Raw genomic sequence first — 23,893 nt, 5'->3', positions numbered from 1 at the left:
ATATGCGGTTGGTGGTCGATCTCAACAAGTGCCAGGGCTACGCCCAATGCGTGCCGCTCGCGCCCGAGGTGCTGCAGATGGTCGGCGAGGAGGCTCTGGCCTACGACCCCAACCCCGACGACTCCCAGCGCCAGCGCGTACTGCGCGCGGCGGCGTCCTGCCCCGTGCAAGCCATCGTCCTGGAGCTCGATCCGCCGGCCGACCGAGACACCCGATGACGGCCGCTTCGCTGGTCGGCCGGCTCGTCGACGCGTTCAAGGCGGACGGCCGCATCGTCATCGTGGGTGCGTCGCTGGCGGGCCTGCGGGCGGCGGAAGCCTTGCGGGAGAAGGGCTTCCGTGGGCCGCTCACCATCATCGGCGACGAGCCGCACGAACCCTACGACCGGCCGCCGCTGTCCAAGCAGGTCCTCAAGGGCTGGGTGCCCGCCGATCACACGAAGCTCCCCCGCCTGCGTCCCGTCGACGCCGACTGGCGGCTTGGCGTGGCGGCCGTCGGCCTGGACCGATCCAACCGCCAGGTGCTGCTCGCCAACGGCGAGACGGTGAACTACGACCGCCTGCTGATCGCTACCGGAACCAGGGCGCGGCCGTGGTTCAACGCGAACGAGGCCGCCCTGCAGGGGCTTTTCACGGTGCGCACGTGCGACGACGCCGCGGGGCTGGCCGCCGCGCTCCGGGAGCGACCGCGCCGCGTGCTCATCGTCGGATCGGGGTTCGTCGGCTCCGAAATCGCCTCGGTGTGCCGCGATCTCGACCTCCCGGTGACCGTGGCCGAGCGCGGCAAGGCGCCCCTGAGCGGCGCGCTCGGTGGCGTGATCGGCGACATCGCCGCCCAGATGCAGCTCGACGCCGGGGTGGACCTGCGCACCGGCGTGGCGGTGGACGCCCTCGACGGAGACGCCGACGGCCACGTCCGCCGGGCCCGGCTCTCCGACGGCACCGAGCTGGACGTCGACGTAGTGGTGGCCTGCCTGGGTTCGATCCGCAACGTCGAATGGCTCGACGGTGCGCAGCTGGCGAGCGGGTTCTGGGGGGTGGCGTGCGACGCCGGGTGCCGCGCGTTCGACATCAACGGTGTGGTGACCGACAACATCTTCGTCGCCGGCGACGTGGCCCGCGCCCCGCACGTCCTCTACGAGTACGAGTTCATGTCCCAAGAGCATTGGGACAACGCAGTTTTCGGCGCCGAGGTGGCGGCCAACAACATGATCAGCCTGGAGATGGGACGACGGCCGCACCTGCCGCTTCCGTCGTTCTGGTCCGGCCAGTTCGGGGTCAACATCAAGAGCGTCGGGGTGTGCTCGTTCGGCGACGAGATCGTGTTCACGCAGGGCTCGCCCGCGCAACGCCGGTTCGCCGCGGCCTACGGATACCGCGGCCGCATCGTCGGGGCAGTGACGTTCAACCACGGCAAGTGGCTGCCGTACTACGCGTCACTGATCGAGCGGTCCGCGCCGTTCCCGCCGCCTCCGCCCGGCTACGACCGCCCCGTCATCTTCGAGCCGATGCCGGCCCGGTTCCCCGACCCCCGCGAACCGACCGCCATTCCCGACGTGGTGCTGACCGGACACGACCCCACCTCGCGCGGTGCGGAATTCCGGCCCAGGAGCCGATGATGGATGCCGAAACCGCCTGGGCCGAGGCGATGAAGTTCGAGAACCGCCCCAACCCGTACCCCTTCTTTCGGGAGCTGCGCGAAAATCCGGTGGCCAAGGTCTCCGCCAACACGTACGTCGTCACCGGGTATCGCGAGCTGCTCGCGTTGGCCCACGACCCGCGGATCAGCTCCGACACCCGCCGAAGCCCGGCGGGCCTGGGCGGCGAAAAGCCCACTGCCGGCAGCGAACACATGGAGGCCTACGGCGGCTCCCCCAGCATCATCGTTTCCGACCCACCCGAGCACGACCGGGCCCGCCGCCAGGTCATGCGCCATTTCGGTCCGCCGCACTCCCCTGGCCTGATCCCGGGCATGGAGCCGTTCGTCATGCAAATCGCCAACGAGATGCTCGAGGGGGTGAAGGCCCGCGGCACGACCCGCCTGGACGTGGTGGAGGACTTCGCCTACCCGATACCCGTCGCGGTTATCTGCAAGATCCTCGGCGTGCCGGTCGAAGACGAGCCGACGTTTCACGGCTGGATCTTCGACTTCATGATGGGCAGCGACCTCGGCCCGGAGGGCGCCACCGAAGAGGGCCGGGCGCTGGCCGAAAAGGGCCGCGCCGGCACCGCCGCTTTGCAGAACTACCTGGGCGGCCTGGTGCGCAAGTACGCGCGGACACCCGGCGACGGCCTGCTGTCCAAACTGCTGCACGACGACGGGCCCGACGGCCCGATGTCGGTGCAGGAGACGACGTCCAACGCCATGCTGCTGTTGGTCGCCGGTCACGACTCCACCGTGAACACCATCACCAATTGCGTGATGACACTGCTGCGCAACCCTGGCTCCTGGGATCTGATGCGGCAACGCCCCGAACTGATCCCGCGCGCCATCGAGGAGGTGCAGCGGCTGCAGTCGGCGGTGCAGTTCTTCCCCAGCCGCAGCGCCACCGCGGACATCGAGATCGGCGGGACGCTGATCCCGGCCGGGTCGGCGGTGCACCTCGTCTACGCCGCGGCGAACCGGGATCCGCGGCGGTTCGACAAGCCGGACCGCTTCGATCCGCTGCGCGAGGACAACGAGCATTTCGGTTGGGGCAGCGGCATTCACACCTGCATGGGCGGCCCGCTGGCGCGCCTGGAGGTCAACCTGGCGCTGGAGATCTTGCTGCGCCGCGTCGAATCTCCGAAGCTGGTCGTCGACCCGCCGCCGTATCGGCACAACCAGGTGTTCCGCGGGCCGCGGCACCTGTGGGTCGACTTCGCCGCGGTCGCCGACTGAAAGCGGCTATGGCCCAAGGGTGACGGGGTCGCCGACGCGGACGACGCCCGCCGACAGCACTTCGAGGTACGCGCCCGCGCACGGCTGCGGTCCGTGACCGCCCGTGTCACAACGATTCTCGGCCGCGGGCGTGCGGAGCGCCTGCGGGGCTCGGGGTAACGGTCCGTGCTCCAGCGTGGGCACCACGCACCGTGACGTGGACGTCAGGGCGCGCAGTCGCGCGCCCCCCACCACGAGTTCCCTTCCGATCCAGTCGCTTTCGCCATACGGCGGGTAGCCCGGTGGCGTCGCGATCACCAGGTTCGGCCGGTAGCGCAGCGCCTCGACGCCGATGTGGTCGAGGGTGGCCGTGGTGATGGCGTGCAGCGGGGCCTCGTCGGTGAACGAGTCGCCCGGGGTGGCCTGAGCGATCTCGAGGATGCGGCCCCCGACCTCGGCCTCGGATGCGTCCAACCCGAGCTCCAGCAGCTTTTCCGGATCCGGGCGTTCCAGCGTCGCGCCGGCCGGCCGCTGCCTGACCAGCCGGACCGTCCGTCCCAACAGCCGCGACAGCGTGTCGTCGACGACGGGGTCGTCGGACGCGAGGTGCGTCCCGTCGGGTAGCTCGATGCTCACCCGCCCCGTCTCCGCGTTGGCGGTGCACTTGAGCAGTCCGCGCCACAGCCGCGCCTGTTTGGCGCTGGCCACGTGCCCGGTCTCGGTGTCGATCAGGGCCAGCCGCCGGTCGCCCTCGGCCCCGCCCTCGTCGACGAACAGGCTGTCCACGCTCTCGCCCAGCATCGACTTCACCGGGTACCGGCGCAAACTCTGCACCCGCATCTGCACCTCTCCACCCAGCGCACATCCCACACACCGTTATGGAAACAGTATGTGTTTTACAGGTGGAGCGAGGCGACTAGCCCGGGCAGTAGGTCGACTCCGCGGCGCTGACCCAGCCGGTCATGTCCGCGAACGAGAAGCCCTTCGCGCTCATGCTGGAGTGCAAGTCGGAGGCGATCTCATCCGGCGTCTTGCCGGCCATCCGGTCGGCGCAGACCGCATGTCCCATCGCGATCATGTCGGAGTCGCTCGCGGAGGGCCAACTGAATCCCAGGTTTTTCAGTTTCGCCAAGTATGCGTCGTCGGTGGAGTCGGCAGATGCAATAGCGGTGCTTGCGGTGAGGGCGGCGCCGACCATCACCGGGATGGTCAGTTTGGCCAGCCAGCGAGGTGCAAACATTTCATACCCTTTCTTTTGTTGTCCGCGTCGAGTGTGTCGCCAGTATGGGCGTTCACGATAAACGAATATTCAAAATCTCGAAACTTGGGGCGAGCCGATTAGGACGTCACGACGATCGAGTCCTCGCCGGTGCGCCAGGCATTCGTGAAGGCGGTGACGGGGACCTGCGTGTCGGCGTACTCGGCGGCAGGGTCATTGAGGTGGACGACTTGCTTGTTGGTGTCGATCCCGGTGACGACCACGAAGTGATCGGCGTCCGTGTGCTGGTCGTTGGTGTGCCAGATGAACGCGTAGTTCACGTACGCGACGATCTTGCGGTTGTCGCTGAGGTAGTGCTCCAGCGCGGGCAGTCCGGTCCGGTCGTCGGGTTGCTTGTCCCAGAACATGGTCGATTTGATGCCGAAGTGCTTGAGCAGGACGACCTCGTCCGCCATCTCGATGCCGCCGTTGCCGTTGGTATGACTCGGGTCCCCGCGGGGGGCGTAAATGGGGCCGGGGTTGGTCCCCGACGGTGTGTTCTGGGCCAGCTTGATCATCTGGCGCTCCGTCGGCGACTGGCCGGTGACCTCGCCGACGACGTCGGCCACGGCCATCAGGCCGCAGTTGTCCTCGAGCGACTGCTCCTGCCAGTACTTGGCCGCCGCCGTGGGGTCGCCGTAGACGCCGTCGGTGGCCGTCGCCGCCGGGCCTTCCCCCGCGAGAAGGCAGGCCGAGGCGATGCACGCGGACGCCACTGCGGTGCGCGCCGCGGGTGCTAGCCGGTGCTTGAACATGATCGCTCGGAAAGACCAGTCGGAGATTCGAATTGCGTGCAAACCTAGCACCCACGGGGCGCGCCGTAGGCGGAAGATCGCACAGCCGGCGCTCATATTTCCAGTGGCAACGTGTGGTTAACCGAGCGGCGGCATTGCGACGCTAGCGAATACCCGATGTTATTCGCCATCAAATGGCAACTATTGCCCTGATCGACAATTTGCTACGGGCTTAATGGGCCAGCAGGCGTTTTTTCTGCTCGNGGATGCGCCCCCGCCGGCCGGGGCCACCGCCGGCGCCGCCGGTGCCGGCCATCGCGCGCCCGGCCATGCCGGCCAGCGCCATCTGGCTGAACAGGCTGCCCGCGCTCCCGGCGGACGCATCCGCGGCGGCCGCTGTGGCCGTCGGCAGCGCGACGGCCAGGGGCCGGATCATCGTCGTTTCGTAGGTCCAGGCCGGTGGAACCGACAGCGCCCCAATCGTTTTCGCCTCAGCCAGGCCGGCCGTCACCGCCGAGCCGCCGGCCAGGTTCGTGATCACCGGGAACGGTGAGGGCGGCACCGGCGCGTTGCCCGGCCACGCTTGGATCCCCGCCCACCCGCTGACGATGTCGTCGGTGTGGAAACCGGTGAGGGCGCCGACGACGTCGAACGGCAGGGCCACGAGCGTCCCTGGCGCGTCGATACCAAGCCCGGCCACGCTGGCTGGTGCGTCGAGGAAGATCGCAATGAGATCGCTTATCAGGCCGAGCGCGTCGAGCGGCGTCGCTTGGGCCGGTACCGCCGCCNAGAGCTATATAAGAGACAGGGGGACGACCCGCCTGCGTTGGTGCTCCTCGGCGGCGGCGCGAACGGCGTCAGCACCGTCGCCAGCGCGGACGCGCCGGCGTAGCCGTACATGGCGGCGGCGTCCTGGGCCCACATCTCGGCGTACTGCGCCTCGGTGGCCGCGATCGCCGGGGTGTTCTGGCCGAAGATGTTGCTCGCGATCAGGGCCAGCAGCATGCTGCGGTTGGCCGCGATCACCGGTGGCGGCACCGTTTCCGCGAACGCCGTCTCGTAGGCGGCCGCCGCGGCCGCCGCCTGGTTCGCGGCCTGCTCGGCCTGCGTGGCAGAGACTCTCGTCCACGTGACGTACGGTGCGACCGCGGCGGCCATCAACGCCGACGACGGGCCGAGCCAGGGCCCGGCGGTCAATGCCGCGAGCTCCGACTGATACGAGCTCGCGGCCGAATGCAGGGCGGCGGCCAATCCGTCCCACGCCGACGCCGCGGCCAGCATCGGCCCCGATCCGGGACCGGCGTACATGCGCGCGGAGTTGACCTCCGGCGGCAGCGCTGCGTAGTCCATGTCGTTCCCTCCGATCGGTTCGAAGCCGCCAGGCTTGGCCGGCTCCGGTGACGCGTACTGGGCGGCACAGCCAGAACCGAGCCAGCAAACGATCGCACTTCCTTCAGTAGTACATGTCCGGTACCCAAACGTTGCCAATACCGCGCCGACGGACGTGTTAAGGCTCGGTGTCGGAGGCGGCCACCGTGCGACCACGGACCGCGTCGTGTAGAAGAGTCTGGTGGACGAGGCGCCCAAATCGTTCGATCGGTCGACGTTGCACGAGGCGATGGTCAGGCGGCTGTATCGGCGGTCGTTGGCCGAGGGCCAAATCACGGTGCCGGCCGTCCCGGGCATGATCGACGAGTACGTCCAGCTGTGCGCCAACCTCTGCGCCACCCTGGGCGTTCCCTACACGCCGGAACAATCGATTCAGCTCAGGAAGGTGCTGGAAGGCGAGCTGGCGAAGGCGTTCAAGGCCTCCCAGCGTTCGGACATAGCGATCTCGTTTCAGCTCCCCTTCGGCACCGGCCTGAACTACCAGGTCAAAGCCGAATGGCGGACGGTCGAGGCCGACTACGACAACTGGGTCGCCACCCGGCCGCCGCCGCTGTTCGGCACCGAACCCGACGCGCGCGTGGTGGCGCTGGCCCGCGAAACGGGCGATCCCGCGACGGTTCGGGTGCTCGACGTCGGCGCGGGGACCGGCCGTAACGCCCTGGCCCTGGCCCGGCTCGGGCACTCCGTCGACGCGGTCGAGATGGCGCCGAAGTTCGCCGACGTCATGCGCTCGGAGGTCGAACGCGAATCGCTCGGGGTGCGCGTCATCCAGAGCGACGTCTTCACCGCGGTGGAGGGCGTCCACGACGAGTATCAGCTGATGGTGCTCTCCGAGGTGGTGCCCGACTTCCGCACGACCCACGAGTTGCGCGGCCTGTTCGAGCTCGCCGCCGACTGCCTGGCCCCCGGCGGACGCCTGGTGTTCAACACCTTCCTGGCGCGGCCGGGCTACACCCCCGACAACTCCGCGCGGGAACTCGGGCAGCAGTGCAACACCATGATCTTCACCCGGGACGAGGTGACCGGCGCCGCGGCGCAGCTACCCCTCGAGCTCATCGCCGACGATTCGGCCTACGAGTACGAGAAGGCGCACCTGCCCGAGGGGGCCTGGCCCCCAACGGGCTGGTTCGAGGGCTGGGCCAGCGGCCTCGACGTCTTCGATGTCCCGCGTGAGCAGTCGCCGATCGAGTTGCGTTGGCTCGTCTATCAGAAATCGAGCTGAATCCCCTTGCGCCGAACGTGCATTCACGGCGAAAATCCGGCGGATTTCTCGCCCTCAATACACGTTCGGCGCGGAACCTAGGCCGTCAGGTCGCGGGTGGCCGGTCCTTCGAGCAGGGTGCCGTCCGGCGCGAAGCGCGACCCGTGCAGCGGGCATTCCCACGCGTTGTCGGCGTCGTTCCAGTTCACGATCCCGCCCAGGTGCGGGCACACCGGCGAAACGCGGTGCTTGGTGCCATTGACGCCGCCGACACGGCAGCGGGCCTCCAGATGCCAGGGGGGCCCGCTCACCACGCCGCCCTCGCCGTTGACCGGGCTGCGACGGCCGGTGCGTATTGCCGGGGTGATCCAGCCCTTCGCCAGGTCGAACCCGACTTCGAGGTTGGCCTGCAGGGCCGTCAGCAGACCCGACAGCTCGTGCGGGCTCCAGCTGGCGAACGCGCTCGACCAGTCCATCCGCCCACCCAGGATGCGGCTCGACAGCGCCAGCGCGGCGGCGGGGCCGTTCGTCATGCCCCACTTGTTGAAACCCGTTGCGACAAAGATGGTTTCGGTGTTGGGAAGGATGGGGCCCACGTACGGCAGGTGGTCGATGGGCGTGTAGTCCTGCGCCGACCAGAAGTGGGTTTGCACGGCGCCGGGATAGTGCTTGCGCGCCCAGTCCGAGAGCTCCGCCAGGGATTTCGCGGGGCTCTTCTTGCGACCCACCGTGTGGCCGGCCCCGCCCACAATCAGCCGCTCCCCGTCGGCGACGGGCGCGTAGCGCACCGAACGCGTCGGCGAATCGGTGGAAATCATCATCGGCCGGGTGATGGTGCCGGGGACCTTGAAGGCCAGGCAGTAGGACCTGCTTGGCTTGACCCGCGCGAAATAGCCGCCGCGATCCAGGATCGGGATCCCCGTGGCGAGCACCAGCTGGCCGGCCTCGAGTTCGACGTCGCGCTGTGCGGCGTCGTTGACGTGCACGCGCACGCCCTTGCCGCGCCACGACACCCGCCGGACCCGGGCGTGCTCGACCAGCCGTCCCCCGCGATCGAGGAGCTCGGTGGCCAGCGAGTCCAGGAACGGCATGGGGTCGAACTGCGCCTGGTCGGGCAGCCGCACGCCGCCGTGGTACGGAAACGGCACGTCCGCGTCGTCGTCCCACACCGCGGGCAGCCCCACCGCCTCGCAGGCCTTCAGCTCCGCGCGCGCGGAGCTGACCCCCTTTGCGGACTGGGCGTAGGTGTAGGCGTCCTCGCGCTGCACCGCGATGCCGCGCGACTCGCAGTGCTGCAGCACCCAGTCCTGGCCCTCCCGGTTGCCGTCGACGTAGGCCCGCGCCACATCCCTGCCGTGCCTGGGCAGGAGCCTCGACAGCTGGGTGCCCTGCAGCAAGCTGATCTTGGCGGTGGTGTTCCCGGTGGCGCAGGCACCGACGGTGCGCGCCTCCAGCACCAACGTGTCCATGCCGGCGCGGGCCAGCAGGACGGCGGTCATCAGCCCGGTGATCCCGGCGCCGACGACGATGACGTCGGCGGAACGGGGACCGTCATCAAGCCGGCTTGCAGCCCAAGGCTGTTCGGCCCGGTCGGCCATCCATAAAGAGGTCACGGCTGGCTGATACCCGCGAGGGACCGGGGAAAACCTGGCCACCGCCGGCGCAGTGCCGGTCACGCCCGTTTGAGCTGCGCTCGCGCCTCTTTGACCTTTGCGGCGGCGGCACGGTCCGCCCGCTCCGCCTTGTCATATACGGCCTCGGCCCGGTCGAGTCGGCGCTGGGCTTCGCGCACGGCCGCGCGCGCATCGTCGCGTTCGGCTTGACGAAGCGACAGCGCGTCGCCGGCCTCGGCCTTTTCCCGCTCGGCGTCGTTGATGGCCGCCTTCAGCTTGTCCAGGCGCCGCTGCGCGGCCGTGCTGGAGCGCTTGGCAGGCGTCGAGGCGGGCCCCGCGTCGCCGACGCCGAACCCCGACCAGCGCTCGGGTTTGGTCAGCCGGCCGAGCCGCCGGGTGACGTCGGGGTCGGCGACCGCGGCCTGCAGCGTGCCGGTCACGTCCTCGCGCACCGATGCCGACGGCCGCGTCACGTCGGCGGTTTGCAACGCGGCCCGGGTGAGTTCGTCGATCAGTTTGTGTTGCTCGGCCGACAGGCCGCGGATTCTTTCGCCGGCCATCTCGGCGTGCGCGGCCCGCAGGCGGTCGCCGAGGTCGGACAGGCGCTTCGTGGCGTCCGTCCGCCGGAGCGCCAGCCGGTTGACGATCCAGGCCGCCGTCGTCGGCTTGCGCGCCGCCGCGATCCGTTCGGCGGCCGCCGCGTCGCCGCGCTCCTTCGCCTCGGCGACCAATTTGGTGCGTAGCGCCGTGAAGGCGCCGGGCTCCGCACAGTACAGACTGTCGAGTTCGTCGTCGGCCATGACGCCATGATCCCTCGCGGGGCGCCTCACGTTTCAGTGCGAACGCCGTGGGCTACATGATTCGCATGCCCGCACGCGACGCAAGCAGCGATTCGGCGGCCTGGCCTCGCCGGTTCCTGTTGGCCGTGCTGATCTTCGTCGGGCTGATGGGCGCGATCGAGACGGCGTCGTTGACGCGCTGCCCGCACGGCGTTTGCCCGCGCCACAGCGTCGCAGCGAAAACGCCTGCCGCCGCGCAAATAACGATCACGCCGGGCGCGGGCGCACACGACGTCGACCCGCTCGCACCGGTGCTGGTGAAAGTCGACGGGGGGACGCTGACCGACGTGCGCATGGTCAACGACAGCGGCAAATCGGTACAGGGCGTGATGACCCCGGATGACACCGTCTGGAAGCCCACCGTCCCGCTGGGGTACGGGCGCACCTACACGCTGACCGCCACCGCGCAGGGGGCCAACCGCGTTGCGGCCACGCAGGTTTCGTCGTTCTCGACGCTGCGGCCGTCCAACCAGACCAAGGTTTCCTTCACCACGACGGCCGAGGCCGCGCTGCACGACGGCGGCACCTACGGCGTCGGCACCGTGGTCGTCGCGCACTTCGACGAGCAGATCTCCGACCGGGCCGCCGCCGAGCGGCAGCTCAAGATGACGACCAACCCACCGGTGCCGGGCTCGTGGTTCTGGGTCGACGGGCAAAACGCACACTGGCGTCCCGAGCGCTACTACGCCCCGGGAACCACCGTCACCGCCGAGGCCAAGATCTACGGAATCGCCTTGGGCGACGGCTTATTCGGGCAGGACGACACGCGGGTGTCGTTCCGGATCGGTGACGCTCACGTATCCATCGCCGACGACGCCACCCATCAGGTCAGCGTGTTCGACAACGGGGCACTGGTCAGGACCATGCCCACGTCGATGGGAATGGGCGGCACCGACGACGTCGCCGGGCACATCATCTCGTTGTGGACCCCGCCGGGCATCTACACCGTGCTCTCCAAGGGCAACCCGGTCGTGATGGACTCCTCGACGTTCGGGCTGCCCAAGAATTCGCGCCTCGGCTACCGCGAGACCATCAACTGGGCCACCAAGATCAGCACCGACGGCATCTACCTGCACGAGCTCGATGCGACGGTGTGGGCCCAGGGCCACCGGGACACCTCGCACGGCTGCCTGAACCTGAACGCCGACAACGCAAGGTGGTTCTACGACTTCTCGGTGCCCGGCGACGTGGTCGAGGTCCGCAACAGCGGCGGACCGCCGTTGACGGTGGCCCAGAACGGCGACTGGACGCTGAGCTGGGACCAGTGGCGCAAGGGCAGCGCGTTGCAGCCGGCGTCCTAGGCCTCGATGCCGAGTTGTTCTCGCACTCAACGTCATTCCACCCACCGCCGGTGCCGCTCGACGACTCGATGGTCGACGTTCACCGCGTATTCGCGCAACACTCCCCCGGGAAAGTCTTGACTCATTCCAAATAAGAGAGTGATATGGACCACGTGTCCTCATCGGCGAGCAACGCGGACAGGCTGCGCATGGCCGACCTGCGGGTGACTCGGCCCCGGCTTGCCGTCCTGGAGGTCGTGCACGCCAATCCCCATGCCGACACCGACACGATCTTCAACGCGGTGCGGGACGGTTTGCCCGACGTTTCCCGCCAGGCCGTCTACGACGTGCTCGGCGCGCTGACCGCCGTGGGCCTGGTTCGCCGGATCCAGCCACTGGGGATGGTCGCTCGTTATGAAGCCCGGGTCGGCGACAACCACCACCACGTCGTGTGCCGCGCCTGCGGGGTCATCGCCGACGTCGACTGCGCTGTCGGAGAGGCGCCGTGCCTGACGCCGTTGGACGACAACAAGGTGCTGGATGGCTTCGTCCTAGACGAGGCTGAAGTCATCTACTGGGGCATGTGCCCCGATTGCACGACCCCAGATCCTTGATCACTCCCGTGATCGCAGCCCTATTCACCAAACACCGAAAGGAATGTTGTGTCCGAGAGCGAAAACCCGGCAATCCCCGCGCCCGAGCCTAAAGCGCATGCGCCCCTGACGAACCGGGACTGGTGGCCGGATCAGATCGACGTTTCGACCCTGCACCCGCACTCGCCGCAGGCCAACCCGCTCGGCGACGACTTCGACTACGCCGCGGAGTTCGCCAAGCTTGACGTCGACGCGCTCAAGGCGGACGTCATCTCGGTGATGACCACCTCGCAGGACTGGTGGCCCGCCGACTACGGCCACTACGGCGGCCTGTTCATCCGGATGAGCTGGCACGCCGCGGGCACCTACCGTATTCAGGACGGCCGCGGCGGCGGCGGCCAGGGCATGCAGCGCTTCGCCCCGCTCAACAGCTGGCCGGACAACGTGAGCCTGGACAAGGCCCGCCGGCTGTTGTGGCCGGTCAAGAAGAAGTACGGCAACAAGATCTCCTGGGCCGACCTGATCATCTTCGCGGGCAACTGCGCGCTGGAGTCGATGGGATTCAAGACCTTCGGCTTCGCCTTCGGGCGCGAGGACGCCTGGGAACCCGAGGAGATCCTCTGGGGCGAAGAGGACGAATGGTTGGGCACCAACAAGCGCTATTCCGGTGAGCGCGCCCTCGCCCAGCCGTACGGCGCGACCACCATGGGCCTGATCTACGTGAACCCCGAGGGTCCCGAGGGCAAGCCGGATCCCATCGCCGCCGCGATCGACATCCGCGAGACGTTCGGGCGGATGGCGATGAACGACGAGGAGACCGCCGCACTCATCGTCGGCGGGCACAGCTTCGGCAAGACCCACGGCGCCGGCAGCGGCGATCTGGTGGGCCCCGAGCCGGAGGCCGCCCCGATCGAGCAGCAGGGCCTGGGCTGGAAGAGCTCGTATGGCACCGGCGTGGGCAAGGACGCCATCACCAGCGGCCTGGAGGTGGTCTGGACGCCGACGCCGACCAAGTGGGACAACACCTTCCTGGAGACGCTGTACGGCTACGAGTGGGAGCTGACCAAGAGCCCCGGCGATGCCTGGCAGTTCGTCGCCAAGGACGGCGCGGGTGCGGGCACCATCCCCGACCCGTTCGGCGGGCCGGGTCGCGCCCCGACGATGCTGGTCACCGACATCTCGATGCGCGAGTCGCCGATCTATCGCGACATCACGCGGCGTTGGCTGGACCACCCCGAAGAGCTGACCGAGGCGTTCGCCAAGGCCTGGTACAAGCTGCTGCACCGCGACATGGGCCCGATCAGCCGCTACCTCGGCCCGTGGATTCCCGAGCCGCAGCTGTGGCAGGACCCGGTTCCGCCGGTGGACCACGAGCTGGTCGACGACAAGGACGTCGCGGCGCTGAAGCAAAAGGTGCTCGACTCCGGCCTGTCGGTGCCGCAGCTGGTCAAGACGGCCTGGTCCGCGGCGTCCAGCTTCCGGCGCACGGACAAGCGGGGCGGCGCCAACGGGGTGCGGCTGCGCCTCGAGCCGCAGCGCAACTGGGAGGTCAACGAGCCCTCGGAGCTGGACAAGGTGTTGCCCGTGCTGGAGAAGGTCCAGCAGGACTTCAACGCGTCGGCGTCGGGCGGCAAGAAGATCTCGCTGGCCGACCTGATCGTGCTGGCCGGATCCGCGGCCGTTGAGAAGGCGGCCAAGGACGCCGGCTACGAGATCGAGGTGCACTTCGCGCCCGGGCGGACCGACGCCTCCCAGGAGAGCACCGACGTGGAGTCCTTCGCGGTGCTCGAACCGCGGGCCGACGGGTTCCGCAACTACATCCGCGCCGGCGAGAAGGCTCCGCTGGAGCAGTTGCTGCAGGAGCGGGCCTACCTGCTGGGCGTGACCGGTCCGGAGATGACGGTGCTCGTCGGTGGGCTGCGGGCCCTGGGCGCCAACCACGGCGGCAGCAAGCACGGCGTGTTCACCGACCGGCCCGGCACGCTGACCAACGACTTCTTCGTCAACCTGCTCGACATGGACAACGCGTGGAAGGCGTCCGAGACGGCGGAGAACGTCTACGAGGTCGTCGACCGCAAGTCGGGCCAGAAGAAGTGGACGGCCACCGCCAACGACCTGGTGTTCGGGTCGAACTCGGTGCTGCGCGGGCTCGCCGAGGTGTATGCCCAGGACGACAACGCGGGGAAGTTCGTCGAGGACTTCGTCGCGGCCTGGGTCAAGGTCATGAACGCCGACCGGTTCGACCTGAAGTAACAGCCCGCTAGCAAGCGACGCCCCGCGGGCCATCGGTCCGCGGGGCGTCGTGCGTCGCGGGGGTGGCGGGCCGGGGCGTTTCGCGACACATAACCTACGCACACGACACGCCGGGCGGTCGCAGTCGTTTATGTCTCGGTGCAGCGGCGGGAGTGACGCGGCTCTGGGTTCAGCGCGGGAAGTCCCACTGGCCGTAGTCGGGCGCGAGGACGTCGTCGATATCCACGTTGATCCCGCCCAGCAGCGGGCTCGGGTTCGACGGGCTGTTGACCACGGCCTGATACAGCACCGCGGCCGGTTCGCGCTCCCCGTTCGACCACGACCGGGTCTGCCAGGCCCAGCGGTGGCCCGGGGTGGTCGAGTTTCCGACGACGCCGTCGCGGATCGCCCACCCGCACGCACGGGCGTGGCCATAGATCCCGGTGCGGCCCACGCCCAAGGCAGAGTTGATGCCCCGGAACCATTGCACCGCAGCGCCATTCCAGGTGCTCTCGTCGATGTTGTCGTCGACGCTGAAGAAGATCGGGGCCGAGGCCGTGCCCCCCGCCGCGTTGTGCAGCTGCAGGGCGGTGTGCGCGTCGGCCACGCCGCCGTCATACCCGCGGGTGTAATCCGACGGGTCGGGCCAGCCGGGCTTGCCGTATTGGAAGTTGCTGACGATTTGAAGGCCGGCCGCGCGCAGCGCGTCCGCATACTCGCGGGTGATGGGCTTCGCCTCGAAGTTCGCGCCGGGCCGCGACGCGGACACGTAGTTCACCACCCCGGCGTAGCCGGCGCCTTTGATCTCGTCGGGTGCGATGCGCCGCTCGGCGAAATCGATCAGCTGCGTGTCGGCGGCCCGCGCCTTGGGCTCGTTGGCCGGCGCGGCCGCCGCGCCCAATCCCAGGAGAACCGGTGCGGCGAATTTGAGGACGTCGCGCCGTGAGACCGATCGCACGGCGCGATGGTAACAAAGTCAGATTCGGTGCTCGGCCTTGATGAATTGTGCGGCCCGCTCGCCGATGACGACGCAGGGGGCCATGGTGTTGGCGCTGGTGATGCGGGGCATGATCGACGCGTCGGCGACGCGCAGGTTCTCCAGCCCGTAGACCCTCAAGCGTCCGTCGACCACCGACATGGCGTCGCGGCCCATCTTCGCCGTCCCGCATTCGTGCCAGTAGGTGGTCACGGCGTCGCGCAGGTAGGCGTCCAGCTCGGCGCCCGACAGGTCGCCCGGCATCACCTCCCGCGCGACGAACGGACGAAGCTCCGGGGCATTGCCGATCTCGCGCAGGGTCTCGATGCAGGCGGTCGCGGTCTTGAGGTCTTCGGGGTCCGACAGCGCGTTGGCCTCGATCCGGATGGCATCGGACGGGTCCGGACCCGACAACCGCAGCCGACCGCGGCTGCTGGGGTGAGTCGGCGAGCCAAATAGGATCCAACTGTTCTGTGGCAGGCCGTATTTCGCGACGTTCTCTGGCGTGGATTTCGGGAAGGGCCCCAGGCACGCGAACAGGTCCGGACCCTGGATGTCGGCCGCCCCGGAGTCCCAGAACAGCGCCGCGGCGGCCTGCGTGTTGCCCCGCAGATCTTCGGGAAATTCCCACACGCAATCGAACCCGAAGTGGTCCTGGAAGTTGCGTCCGACGCCGGGCAGGTGATGGCGGACCGTTACCCCGGCGCCCCGCAACTCCGCTTCGTCGCCGACGCCCGATTGCATCAGCACCTTGGGCGTATGGATCGCGCCGAGCGACAGCACGACCTCGACGTCGGCGGCGACGTGGTGCACCGCGCCGCCGTGCACGACCTCGACGCCGACGGCCCGGTTGCCCTGAAAAACCACCCGCGTGACCAGGGCGTGCGGCAGCACCGTCAGGTTCGGCTTGTCCAGGTATGGGGCGGTGTAGGTGCGAAACACCGACAGCCGCTTCCCGGCGCGCCAGCGCAGGTCGAGGATCGCCGCGCCGCGGGTGTCCTCCATCAGGCGGCCGTTGGGGCTCTGGTAGGTGGGAATCCCCAGCGCCCGCGCGGCCTGCAGCGTCGCGGTCGCCAGCGGATGCGCGCCGGGCGCGGGTTGTACGAACACCGGACCGCCCCGGCCCCGATGGTTGGGCTCGCCGACGCCGTACCAGTCCTCGATGCGCCGGTACAGATCGAGGACGGGCTCGTACGCCCAGGCCCGTTCGCCCGATTCGGCGGCGAAGTGGTCCCAGTCGCTGCGGTGACCGCGCGCCCACACCATCAGGTTGATGCTGGATCCGCCGCCCAGCACCTTGCCCATCGAAAACGGGATCGAGCGCCCGTGGATCCGCGGGTCGGGCTCGGACGCGAAGCCCCAATCGCGCTCGCTCCCGAGGTTTTGCGGCCACTGGCCCGCCTCGGTGACGCTGGGGACTTCGTCGGTGCCGCCGGCCTCCAGCAGCAGCACCTTGACGTCGGGGTTTGCCGCCAACCGGCCGGCGATCACCGAGCCCGAGGATCCCGCCCCGCACACGATGACGTCGTAACGCGCCTCCAACACAGCACCCACTGATTGCTCCTCAATTCTAGCTGGGTATAGCTACCTATACCTGAGTCCACGAATTGGTGAGCCGCACGGTTCACGCCGTTGTGCGCTGACGGCTTCGAGTGTCGGCCCAGGGTGGTCCCGGCCTCGATTGCGTCAATTAGGTGGGCGAACTATAGTCTGGACACATGTCCAGTTTGCTGTCGCGGGGTTCGGGAGTCCGTTGAGAGCGATGGATTGGGGGGCGGTCGCCCGCGTTGTTTCGTCGGCGGATAAGAGTTGAGTATGCGAATTGCCCTGCTGTCCTATCGCAGTAAGGACCATTGCGGCGGACAGGGCGTCTACGTGCGCCATCTCAGCCGCGGCCTGGTCGACCTGGGCCACGACGTCGAGGTCTTCTCCGGCCAGCCCTACCCGGAGCTGCTCGATCCGAGGGTGCGGCTGACCAAGGTGCCCAGCCTGGACCTCTACCGCGAGCCCGACCCGTTCCGGGTGCCGCGTCCCAGCGAGATCCGCGACTCGATCGACCTGCTGGAACTCCTGACGGTGTGGACGGCGGGCTTCCCCGAACCGCGGACGTTCACCATGCGCGTCGCCCGGCTGCTGGCCGAACGGGCGGACGAGTTCGACCTCGTGCACGACAACCAGAGCCTGGGCACCGGGCTGCTGGCGATCGCCGACACCGGGCTTCCGGTGGTGGCCACGGTCCACCATCCCATCACCCGCGACCGGGTGCTCGATGTGGCGGCCGCGCGGTGGTGGCGAAAGCCGTTGGTGCACCGCTGGTATGGCTTTTCCAAGATGCAGGAACAGGTGGCGCGCCGGATCCCCGACCTGTTGACGGTCTCGTCGTCGTCGGCCGCGGACATCGTCGCCGACTTCGGCGTCTCCGCGGAGCAACTGCACGTGGTGCCGCTGGGGGTGAACACCGAACTGTTCCAGCCGAGTTCGCAGCCGCGGCAACCGGGCCGGGTCATCGCGATCGCCAGCGCCGACACCCCGCTGAAGGGAGTCCGCACGTTGCTGCACGCGGTCGCGAAGCTGCGCACGCGCCGCGACCTCGAGTTGCGGCTCGTGGCCAAGGTGGAACCCAACGGCCCCACCCACAAACTCATCGCCGAACTCGGAATCTCCGACATCGTCCACATCACCAGTGGGCTTTCGGACGAGGCGCTCGCCGCGCTGTTCGCCTCGGCCGAGGTCGCCTGCATTCCCTCTCTCTACGAAGGCTTTTCGCTGCCCGCGGTGGAAGCCATGGCCAGTGGAACACCGATCGTGGCGAGCCGGGTGGGCGCGCTACCCGAGGTGCTGGGCACCGACGGCGCCTGCGCCGAGCTGGTGCCGCCCGCCGATGTCGACGCCCTGACCCGCGCGCTCGGCGAGGTCCTCGACTCGCCGGAAAAGCGCCGCACCATGGGCAAGGCGGGCCGCGACCGCGCGATCAGCGTGTTCAGCTGGGAGGCGGTGGCCGCGCAAACCGTGCGGGTCTACGAGCGGGCGATCGCGCGATGCTGACCGTCGATTTCGACCGGCTCGCTATCGGGCCGTCCACGAAGGTGATCGACGTCGGTTGCGGGGCGGGCCGGCATGCGTTCGAAGCCTATCGGCGCGGCGCCGACGTGGTCGCCTTCGACCGCGACGCCTCCGAATTGCGTTCCGTCGACACCATTCTGCGTGCGATGGCCGAAACCGGAGAGGCGCCGGCGGCGGCGTCGGCGAAGGTTGTCCTCGGCGACGCGCTGAGCCTGCCCTACGCCGACGAGACGTTCGACTGCGTGATCGCCTCGGAAATCCTCGAACATGTCCCCCAGGACGACGCCGCGATCGCCGAACTAATCAGGGTCCTCAAAGTCGGTGGCACGCTGGCGGTCAGCGTCCCGCGATGGCTTCCCGAGCGGGTGTGCTGGCTGCTCTCCGACGAATACCACGCCAACGAGGGCGGCCACGTGCGCATCTACAAGGCAAGCGAGCTGCGGGACAAGATCGCCGGCGGCGGAATGGAACTCACGCACACCCATCACGCGCACGCGCTGCACTCGCCGTTCTGGTGGCTGAAATGTGCTGTCGGCGTGTCAAACCCCGACCATTTCGCGGTGGCCACCTACCACAAGCTGCTGGTGTGGGATCTGATGCGAAGGCCCAGGGTCACGCAGCTGGCCGAGTCGCTGCTCAACCCGCTCGTCGGCAAGAGCGTGGCGATGTATTTCACCAAGTCGAAATCCACGGAAAGCGAAGCGGCCCTGGGGTATTCAGTTGCATCGGGGTAACGCACCGGCCGTTCCGGGTGTTCTCACATCCGCCCAATGCCGGCAGACCGCGCTGTCGATAGCCGCCGCCCAGGAACCGTCGGGCGCCATCCCCTGGTTTGCGGGTGGGCATACCGATCCGTGGGATCACGTGGAATGCGCGATGGCGCTGACGGCCGCGGGGCTGCTGGAGCCGGCGCGGGCCGCGTTCGACTGGAGTCGCCGCACGCAGCGCCCCGACGGCTCGTGGCCCATTCAGACCCGGGCCGGGGTCATCGAAGACCACAACAGCGACAGCAACTTCTGCGCCTACATCGCCGCCGGCGTGTGGCACCACGCGCTGATCACCGGCGACGAGTCCTTCGCCGCCCGGATGTGGCCGGTGGTGCACAAGGCGATCGACTTCGTCATCGACCTGCAGTTCGGCTATGGCGAGATCGCTTGGGCCCGAAGCGAAGACGGGCCCTTGCCGGAAGCCCTGCTGACCGGATGCGCCAGCGTGTTCCACAGCATCCGTTGCGCGCTGGCGCTGGCGGTGCTGGTCGGGGATCCGCAACCGGAGTGGGAACTGGCGCTGGGGCGCCTGGGCCACGCGATTGCCGCGCACCCGGAGGCGTTCACCGAAAAGGACCGCTACTCGATGGACTGGTACTACCCGATCCTCGGCGGTGCGCTGCGCGGCCCGGCGGCCGCCGCGCGGATCAGGGAGCGCTGGGAGGACTTCGTGGTCGGCGATCTCGGCATTCGCTGCGTCGGCGACCGGCCGTGGGTGACCGGCGCCGAAACCTGCGAACTGGTGATGGCCCTGGATGCCATCGGCCACCGGTCCGCCGCGCAGCGGCAGTTCGCCGCGATGCAGCACCTGCGCGAAGAGGACGGGTCCTATTGGACGGGCCTGGTTTTCGCCGACGGGAAGCGCTGGCCCGAGGAGCGCACCACCTGGACCGGCGCGGCGATGATCCTGGCGGCCGACGCGTTGTCGAACACCACGGCAGGCGCCGGCATTTTCCGCGGTGATGGATTGCCGATGGGACTGCAGACGGACTTCGACTGCGAATGTGTGGCTACCGGTCCGGGCTGGTGACCCCGCCTGGGCCGATGGCAGCACCGGCCTGCCCGCCGGTGCGTTCGAGCACCCGCAGCGACCCGGTGGCCGATACCTCGCGGAACTGACCGGAATCCATCGCGCGGCAATAGAGGTGGTAGGGCGGGCGGCCGCCGTCGCGCGGGTCCGGGAACACGTCGTGGATGAGCAGCGCCCCGCCAACCTCCACCCACTTCGCCCAGCCGTCGAAATCGTCGGTCGCGGCCTTTTCGGAGTGGCCGCCGTCGATGAACAAGAACTGCAGCGGTGTTCGCCAGCCGCGGGCGACTACCGGTGAGCGGCCCACGACGGCGACGACGTGGTCGTCGAGGCCCGCGGCGTCGAGCGTGCGACGGAAGGTGGGCAGCGTGTCGAATAGCCCTGTGACGTCGTCGACCATCGTGGCGTCGTGGTACTCCCAGCCCGCTTGGTGTTCCTCCGAGCCGTGGTGGTGGTCGATCGTGTACAGCACGCCGGCGGCTTGTTGCGCCGCCGCACCCAGCAGCAGGGTCGATTTGCCGCAGTAGGTGCCGATCTCGACGCCGACTCCGCCGCCGAGGTACCGCAGCGCGGCGTCGTAGAGCGCGCGTCCCTCGTCGGGCGGCATGAAGCCTTGCACCCGCTCGGCCATCGCAAACAGGCGCTCGGTTGAACTGACGTCGGCGCGGCTCATGAGCCGAACCTATCTGGCGCCTGCACGCCTCCGGCCAGCGGGATCGCCGCGGTCGCTTTACGATCATGCTGTGCGCGTGTCTGCCCGCAACTGGGTTGATGCCGGCTTGGCGGTGGTGGTGATCGCAGCCGGGCTGACGATGCTGCCGTCCGCGACGCCGACGGCAGCCGCGGCGAACTGTCCGCCGGTCCAGGTCGTCTTCGCCCGCGGTCGATATGAATCCCCGGGGGTGGGGGCGCTCGGCAACGCGTTCATCAGCGCGCTGCGGTCCAAGGTGTCGAAGAACATCGGCGTCTACGCCGTGAATTACCCCGCCGACACGCAGATCGACATCGGCGCCAACGACATGAGCCACCACATCCAGGACATGGTCAACAATTGCCCGAACACCCGCCTGGTGCTGGGCGGCTACTCGCTGGGCGCGGCGGTCACCGACGTGGTGCTGGCGGCGCCCATCAGCGCGTTCGGCTTCGACAGCCCCCTGCCGCCGGGCATCGACGAGCACATCGCCGCCGTCGCGCTGTTCGGCAACGGAAGCCAGTGGGTCGGTCCGATCACGAACTTCAACCCGACCTACAACGACAGGACCATCGAGCTGTGCCACGGCGCGGATCCCATCTGCAACCCGGCCGACCCGAACACCTGGAAAGAAAACTGGCCGCAACACCTGGCCAGCGCGTACATCGATGCGGGCATGGCCAACCAGGCCGCAGACTTCGTCGCGGGCAAGCTCTAACTGACCACTTGGGCGGNCTCGACGGGGTCCGCGGCCCGACGGGCGCCGGCGCGCTTGGCTTGGGCGGCCGCGGCCTGATGGACCTCGCCGACAATCGTGGGCAGCACCGCGGCGTCGTACCACTGCAGCCAGCGACCGCATTGGTTGGCCAGCATCCGAACGTGGCGCAGGTCGGCCTCGCCCGGAACGGCGTCGCGCTCGCGCTGATGGGTCGAGACCACGCCCCGGACCTTCCCGTCGTCGTCCAGGATCGGGGTGGACACGCACGAGCGCACGTTGTTCGCCTGCAGGATTTCCCGGGCGGATTCGCTGAACATCGGCGAGCTGTCGACGTCGGCGACGACCACTTGACGGGCATTGCCAAACGCATGCCCGCACGCGGTTTCGGGTTCGTCCAGGTAGCTGAAGGCGTCGACGAAGTGCTGGCCGAAACCGCGCTTACCTTCGATTTGCAGACCGCCGTGCACCGGGTCGCGCAACTGAACGGTTCCGCCGTCGGAGCCGCAGCGCGTGACGGCGGCACGCATCAACTCCGCGAGTACCTCGCTGCGGTTCGAGCACGCGCGACCCCCGATCGTGAACGGCAAGGGCGGCGGCGGCGCGGCGGGGCCCGATCGCCCGTCGCTACCGGGCGACAGCAATTCGGCGGCCACGGCGCGCAGCTTCACATTGCGACGCTGAGAGACGTCCCGCAACATCTCGAAGGCCACCTGGTCATCCAGGCCGTACCGCTGCTGTAGAGCCGCGATGGCGAGGCGAATAGTGGTTCGCGACAGCCTGGCTCCCACCGAGAGGGTCGCTCCCCTGTGTGCGTCGCCGGTAGTAACAGCCATCGGGTCCCCTTCGCTCATCGAGGAGCGCGTCAATGAACATGGGGACCGACTGCTTGATCAACCCAGACCTGGCTGGACCATACACCACGGTCACCATGCCGCCGGTGACATTTTTCCGGTTTCCCGGGCGTACGTCCGGCATTCAATCTCAGGCTTCGTAGGTGACCTGATACCAGTGGCGTACCGGCTTGTGGCTCGTGTCCGCCTGACCGGTGTCCGTCACGCTCACGACGTTGACGTCCGTCACGCCGGCATTGTGCGCCTCGATGTAGCGCTCCAGTTCGTGCAGAAGCGCGCTATGCGGTTGGGCCGGGTTCGCGAGCGCCTTGGTCCTGTGTGTTTCTGCCACGCGAAGAATTATGCTCGGCCATCGGCCTTCTCGCAGCGTTCGTTAATGGCCTGTGTCGCAAGCGATTCCATTAATGGGCGATTAGGGCGGGCGGAATCAAATGCGGGATCGCCCAAATCGGCGTGACGGAAATGGTGATGGCGCCGTTCCGCCGGCAGGCTTCAGGCGGGGGTGTCGGTGCTCGAGTACAGCTTGAAGTCGCGGGTAACCTGGCCGACCGCCCCGGCGGCGTGCCGACGGGTTGCACAAGAGGGATGGCGGCGCATCGCCGCGTGGCGCTCTCGTTCGAGGCGGCGGGCAGCAACCCACGCCGGATGAGATTGAAGGAAAATTACCGTCGCCCCCGGTGCATCCGCCACGATTCCAACTCCTCCCGAGCAACCTGCCAAAAGCTATCAACAGTGGTTATCGGTTCGTGATTCCAGAATGCCCTACCAATCCTGAGACCAAACCACGCGCCAACGTGAGAATTGGCCATGAATTTTGGCGTAATCCAAAACCACTACCTGCCGTCGTCCGATTGCGTCCGGCGGCGAACCACACCGTAACGACGGCCACCGACAAGATTTCCCGTTTCGCGTGCGGGCGGCGCCGGCTGCTATCGTGCGTTGCTTATGCCAGAGATCGACCGCCGCCGCATGATGCTGACGGCCGGGATCGGAGTGCTGGCAGCCGCGCTGCCGCTTCCAAAGTCCCAGGCCTACCCCCGCCGACCGGGATCGCCCGAGTTCCCACCGCCCGCCGCGCCCAGCGGCCAGGCCGGGGCCTACATTTTCCAGGACGAGTTCGATGGTCCGGCCGGCTCGGCCCCCGATGCGTCGAAGTGGGCCGTGGCCAAAGCTCGCGAGACGATCAAGGACCCGACGTACTGGGAGCGTCCCGAGAACATCGGGCAGTACCGCGACGATCGCCACAACGTATTCCTCGACGGCAACTCCAACCTGGTCCTGCGCGCCGCTAAGGATGGACCCGCCTACTACAGCGGCAAGGTCCAAAGCCTGTGGCGGGGCGGCGTGGGCCACACGTGGGAGGCCCGGATCAAGCTCAATTGCCTGACCGCCGGCGCCTGGCCCGCCTATTGGCTGGGCAATGACGATCAGGGCGAAATCGACGTCATGGAGTGGTACGGGAACGGCAACTGGCCCTCGGCCACCACCGTGCACGCCAAAGCGAACGGCGGCGAGTGGAAGACCCACAACATCGCGGTGGACGGCGCCTGGCACACCTGGCGCACCCAATGGGACGACGCCGGCATCCGGTTCTGGAAGGACTACACCGACGGGGCGCAGCCCTACTTCGACGTACCGGCGAGTTCCCTACCGGATTGGCCGTTCAATCGCCCCGGCTACACCGTTTTCCCGGTCTTCAACCTCGCGGTCGCCGGTTCCGGCGGTGGTGACCCCGGACCGGGAACCTATCCCGCCGACATGCTCATCGACTGGATACGCGTCTGGTAGGACCCGCTGAC

The 23,893-nt window shown here is 68.4% G+C and carries 22 protein-coding genes and 1 pseudogene; 12 read left to right on the top strand and 11 right to left on the bottom strand.

Annotated elements, in window-relative coordinates:
- The first annotated feature begins 2 nt into the window (after nt 1-2).
- Genes BN4348_RS41800 through BN4348_RS41790 form a run of 3 tightly spaced genes read left to right on the top strand, consistent with a single transcriptional unit; the run spans nt 3 to nt 2,880 of the window.
- Nucleotides 3-218: a ferredoxin gene (locus BN4348_RS41800; protein WP_066912880.1), complete on the top strand. Its 216-nt coding sequence runs from the start codon at nt 3-5 to the stop codon at nt 216-218.
- On the top strand, nt 215-1,618 hold the full coding sequence (locus BN4348_RS41795; RefSeq protein WP_066912878.1) for an NAD(P)/FAD-dependent oxidoreductase: 1,404 nt from the start codon (nt 215-217) through the stop codon (nt 1,616-1,618). The genes BN4348_RS41800 and BN4348_RS41795 overlap by 4 nt, the downstream gene beginning before the upstream one ends.
- Nucleotides 1,618-2,880 (top strand): cytochrome P450, encoded by a 1,263-nt coding sequence (locus BN4348_RS41790; protein ID WP_066912876.1) that lies wholly within the window; start codon nt 1,618-1,620, stop codon nt 2,878-2,880. Before BN4348_RS41795 ends, BN4348_RS41790 begins: the two co-directional genes overlap by 1 nt.
- Before the next feature lie 6 nt (nt 2,881-2,886).
- Here BN4348_RS41790 and BN4348_RS41785 read toward each other — a convergent pair whose 3' ends face one another.
- The 4 genes and pseudogenes from BN4348_RS41785 to BN4348_RS62460 form a co-directional block, all read right to left on the bottom strand.
- Nucleotides 2,887-3,699 (bottom strand): MOSC domain-containing protein, encoded by an 813-nt coding sequence (locus BN4348_RS41785; RefSeq protein ID WP_066912966.1) that lies wholly within the window; start codon nt 3,697-3,699, stop codon nt 2,887-2,889.
- A 76-nt stretch (nt 3,700-3,775) separates the two neighbouring features.
- Nucleotides 3,776-4,099, bottom strand: coding sequence for a DUF732 domain-containing protein (locus tag BN4348_RS41780; protein ID WP_066912874.1), 324 nt, complete (start codon nt 4,097-4,099; stop codon nt 3,776-3,778).
- Between the two features lie 98 nt (nt 4,100-4,197).
- On the bottom strand, nt 4,198-4,872 hold the full coding sequence (locus BN4348_RS41775) for a cysteine peptidase family C39 domain-containing protein (protein WP_066912872.1): 675 nt from the start codon (nt 4,870-4,872) through the stop codon (nt 4,198-4,200).
- 211 nt (nt 4,873-5,083) lie between these two features.
- Nucleotides 5,084-6,201: pseudogene (locus BN4348_RS62460) on the bottom strand (PPE family protein).
- A 268-nt stretch (nt 6,202-6,469) separates the two neighbouring features.
- Here BN4348_RS62460 and BN4348_RS41765 point away from each other — a divergent pair.
- On the top strand, nt 6,470-7,462 hold the full coding sequence (locus BN4348_RS41765; protein WP_096866277.1) for a class I SAM-dependent methyltransferase: 993 nt from the start codon (nt 6,470-6,472) through the stop codon (nt 7,460-7,462).
- A 77-nt stretch (nt 7,463-7,539) separates the two neighbouring features.
- On the opposite strand, the gene BN4348_RS41760 is transcribed toward BN4348_RS41765, so the two are convergent.
- Nucleotides 7,540-9,039 (bottom strand): FAD-dependent oxidoreductase, encoded by a 1,500-nt coding sequence (locus BN4348_RS41760; RefSeq protein ID WP_066912866.1) that lies wholly within the window; start codon nt 9,037-9,039, stop codon nt 7,540-7,542.
- A 74-nt stretch (nt 9,040-9,113) separates the two neighbouring features.
- The gene (locus BN4348_RS41755; protein WP_066912864.1) at nt 9,114-9,854 is read right to left on the bottom strand and encodes a hypothetical protein; all 741 of its coding nucleotides are present in this window, start codon (nt 9,852-9,854) and stop codon (nt 9,114-9,116) included.
- 65 nt (nt 9,855-9,919) lie between these two features.
- Between BN4348_RS41755 and BN4348_RS41750 the strand changes: the two genes are divergently transcribed.
- The 3 genes from BN4348_RS41750 to katG all read left to right on the top strand — a co-directional run bounded on the left by BN4348_RS41750 (nt 9,920) and on the right by katG (nt 14,019).
- Entirely contained in the window at nt 9,920-11,194 is a 1,275-nt protein-coding gene (locus tag BN4348_RS41750; RefSeq protein ID WP_066912964.1) for a L,D-transpeptidase, read from the top strand.
- A gap of 143 nt (nt 11,195-11,337) precedes the next feature.
- Complete coding sequence (locus tag BN4348_RS41745; RefSeq protein ID WP_211145713.1) at nt 11,338-11,787, top strand: Fur family transcriptional regulator; 450 nt, start codon at nt 11,338-11,340, stop codon at nt 11,785-11,787.
- Nucleotides 11,788-11,835: 48 nt separating this feature from the next.
- On the top strand, nt 11,836-14,019 hold the full coding sequence (katG, locus tag BN4348_RS41740) for a catalase/peroxidase HPI (RefSeq protein ID WP_066912862.1): 2,184 nt from the start codon (nt 11,836-11,838) through the stop codon (nt 14,017-14,019).
- A gap of 169 nt (nt 14,020-14,188) precedes the next feature.
- Here the strand turns inward: katG and BN4348_RS41735 are convergent, their stop codons facing one another.
- Both BN4348_RS41735 and BN4348_RS41730 read right to left on the bottom strand, forming a co-directional pair.
- A complete protein-coding gene (locus BN4348_RS41735) occupies nt 14,189-14,956 on the bottom strand; it encodes a DUF1906 domain-containing protein (protein WP_066912859.1) in 768 nt (255 codons plus the stop codon).
- A gap of 18 nt (nt 14,957-14,974) precedes the next feature.
- Nucleotides 14,975-16,528 (bottom strand): GMC family oxidoreductase, encoded by a 1,554-nt coding sequence (locus BN4348_RS41730; RefSeq protein ID WP_066912857.1) that lies wholly within the window; start codon nt 16,526-16,528, stop codon nt 14,975-14,977.
- Between the two features lie 261 nt (nt 16,529-16,789).
- Between BN4348_RS41730 and BN4348_RS41725 the strand changes: the two genes are divergently transcribed.
- The 3 genes from BN4348_RS41725 to BN4348_RS41715 are packed head-to-tail and all read left to right on the top strand — an operon-like array spanning nt 16,790 to nt 19,834.
- A complete protein-coding gene (locus BN4348_RS41725) occupies nt 16,790-18,019 on the top strand; it encodes a glycosyltransferase family 4 protein (RefSeq protein WP_066912855.1) in 1,230 nt (409 codons plus the stop codon).
- Nucleotides 18,013-18,771, top strand: a complete 759-nt coding sequence (locus tag BN4348_RS41720) for a class I SAM-dependent methyltransferase (RefSeq protein ID WP_066912853.1) — start codon at nt 18,013-18,015, stop codon at nt 18,769-18,771. Before BN4348_RS41725 ends, BN4348_RS41720 begins: the two co-directional genes overlap by 7 nt.
- Nucleotides 18,758-19,834 carry a prenyltransferase gene (locus BN4348_RS41715; protein ID WP_066912851.1) on the top strand — a complete coding sequence of 359 codons (1,077 nt, stop codon included), beginning with the start codon at nt 18,758-18,760 and terminating at the stop codon, nt 19,832-19,834. The genes BN4348_RS41720 and BN4348_RS41715 overlap by 14 nt, the downstream gene beginning before the upstream one ends.
- On the opposite strand, the gene BN4348_RS41710 is transcribed toward BN4348_RS41715, so the two are convergent.
- Nucleotides 19,815-20,507, bottom strand: a complete 693-nt coding sequence (locus BN4348_RS41710) for a class I SAM-dependent methyltransferase (RefSeq protein ID WP_066912849.1) — start codon at nt 20,505-20,507, stop codon at nt 19,815-19,817. The two genes, BN4348_RS41715 and BN4348_RS41710, sit on opposite strands and share 20 nt — an antisense overlap.
- A 139-nt stretch (nt 20,508-20,646) precedes the next feature.
- Between BN4348_RS41710 and BN4348_RS41705 the strand changes: the two genes are divergently transcribed.
- Nucleotides 20,647-21,243, top strand: a complete 597-nt coding sequence (locus tag BN4348_RS41705; protein WP_096866276.1) for a cutinase family protein — start codon at nt 20,647-20,649, stop codon at nt 21,241-21,243.
- Here BN4348_RS41705 and BN4348_RS41700 read toward each other — a convergent pair.
- Together BN4348_RS41700 and BN4348_RS41695 are read right to left on the bottom strand one after the other, a co-directional pair.
- The gene (locus BN4348_RS41700) at nt 21,240-22,076 is read right to left on the bottom strand and encodes a GAF and ANTAR domain-containing protein (protein WP_160040428.1); all 837 of its coding nucleotides are present in this window, start codon (nt 22,074-22,076) and stop codon (nt 21,240-21,242) included. The genes BN4348_RS41705 and BN4348_RS41700 overlap by 4 nt on opposite strands.
- Before the next feature lie 148 nt (nt 22,077-22,224).
- Nucleotides 22,225-22,425: a hypothetical protein gene (locus BN4348_RS41695; protein ID WP_066912845.1), complete on the bottom strand. Its 201-nt coding sequence runs from the start codon at nt 22,423-22,425 to the stop codon at nt 22,225-22,227.
- Between the two features lie 614 nt (nt 22,426-23,039).
- Here BN4348_RS41695 and BN4348_RS41685 point away from each other — a divergent pair.
- On the top strand, nt 23,040-23,882 hold the full coding sequence (locus tag BN4348_RS41685; protein WP_066912843.1) for a glycoside hydrolase family 16 protein: 843 nt from the start codon (nt 23,040-23,042) through the stop codon (nt 23,880-23,882).
- Nucleotides 23,883-23,893 lie beyond the last annotated feature (11 nt).

Source organism: Mycobacterium interjectum, assembly GCF_900078675.2.
GTDB classification, from domain to species: Bacteria; Actinomycetota; Actinomycetes; order Mycobacteriales; family Mycobacteriaceae; genus Mycobacterium; species Mycobacterium interjectum.
This window is presented reverse-complemented; position numbering and strand designations above follow the sequence as displayed.

What these genes read in the sequence shown, in the direction of transcription:
- BN4348_RS41685 (WP_066912843.1), top strand. Translation starts at nt 23,040, where the DNA reads ATGCCAGAGATCGACCGCCGCCGCATGATGCTGACGGCCGGGATCGGA.
- BN4348_RS41725 (WP_066912855.1), top strand. Translation starts at nt 16,790, where the DNA reads ATGCGAATTGCCCTGCTGTCCTATCGCAGTAAGGACCATTGCGGCGGA.
- BN4348_RS41745 (WP_211145713.1), top strand. Translation starts at nt 11,338, where the DNA reads ATGGACCACGTGTCCTCATCGGCGAGCAACGCGGACAGGCTGCGCATG.
- BN4348_RS41785 (WP_066912966.1), bottom strand. Translation starts at nt 3,699, where the DNA reads ATGCGGGTGCAGAGTTTGCGCCGGTACCCGGTGAAGTCGATGCTGGGC.
- BN4348_RS41710 (WP_066912849.1), bottom strand. Translation starts at nt 20,507, where the DNA reads ATGAGCCGCGCCGACGTCAGTTCAACCGAGCGCCTGTTTGCGATGGCC.
- BN4348_RS41705 (WP_096866276.1), top strand. Translation starts at nt 20,647, where the DNA reads ATGCTGCCGTCCGCGACGCCGACGGCAGCCGCGGCGAACTGTCCGCCG.
- BN4348_RS41750 (WP_066912964.1), top strand. Translation starts at nt 9,920, where the DNA reads ATGCCCGCACGCGACGCAAGCAGCGATTCGGCGGCCTGGCCTCGCCGG.
- BN4348_RS41790 (WP_066912876.1), top strand. Translation starts at nt 1,618, where the DNA reads ATGGATGCCGAAACCGCCTGGGCCGAGGCGATGAAGTTCGAGAACCGC.
- BN4348_RS41755 (WP_066912864.1), bottom strand. Translation starts at nt 9,854, where the DNA reads ATGGCCGACGACGAACTCGACAGTCTGTACTGTGCGGAGCCCGGCGCC.
- BN4348_RS41765 (WP_096866277.1), top strand. Translation starts at nt 6,470, where the DNA reads ATGGTCAGGCGGCTGTATCGGCGGTCGTTGGCCGAGGGCCAAATCACG.
- BN4348_RS41775 (WP_066912872.1), bottom strand. Translation starts at nt 4,872, where the DNA reads ATGTTCAAGCACCGGCTAGCACCCGCGGCGCGCACCGCAGTGGCGTCC.
- BN4348_RS41795 (WP_066912878.1), top strand. Translation starts at nt 215, where the DNA reads ATGACGGCCGCTTCGCTGGTCGGCCGGCTCGTCGACGCGTTCAAGGCG.
- BN4348_RS41760 (WP_066912866.1), bottom strand. Translation starts at nt 9,039, where the DNA reads ATGGCCGACCGGGCCGAACAGCCTTGGGCTGCAAGCCGGCTTGATGAC.
- BN4348_RS41780 (WP_066912874.1), bottom strand. Translation starts at nt 4,099, where the DNA reads ATGTTTGCACCTCGCTGGCTGGCCAAACTGACCATCCCGGTGATGGTC.
- BN4348_RS41720 (WP_066912853.1), top strand. Translation starts at nt 18,013, where the DNA reads ATGCTGACCGTCGATTTCGACCGGCTCGCTATCGGGCCGTCCACGAAG.
- BN4348_RS41800 (WP_066912880.1), top strand. Translation starts at nt 3, where the DNA reads ATGCGGTTGGTGGTCGATCTCAACAAGTGCCAGGGCTACGCCCAATGC.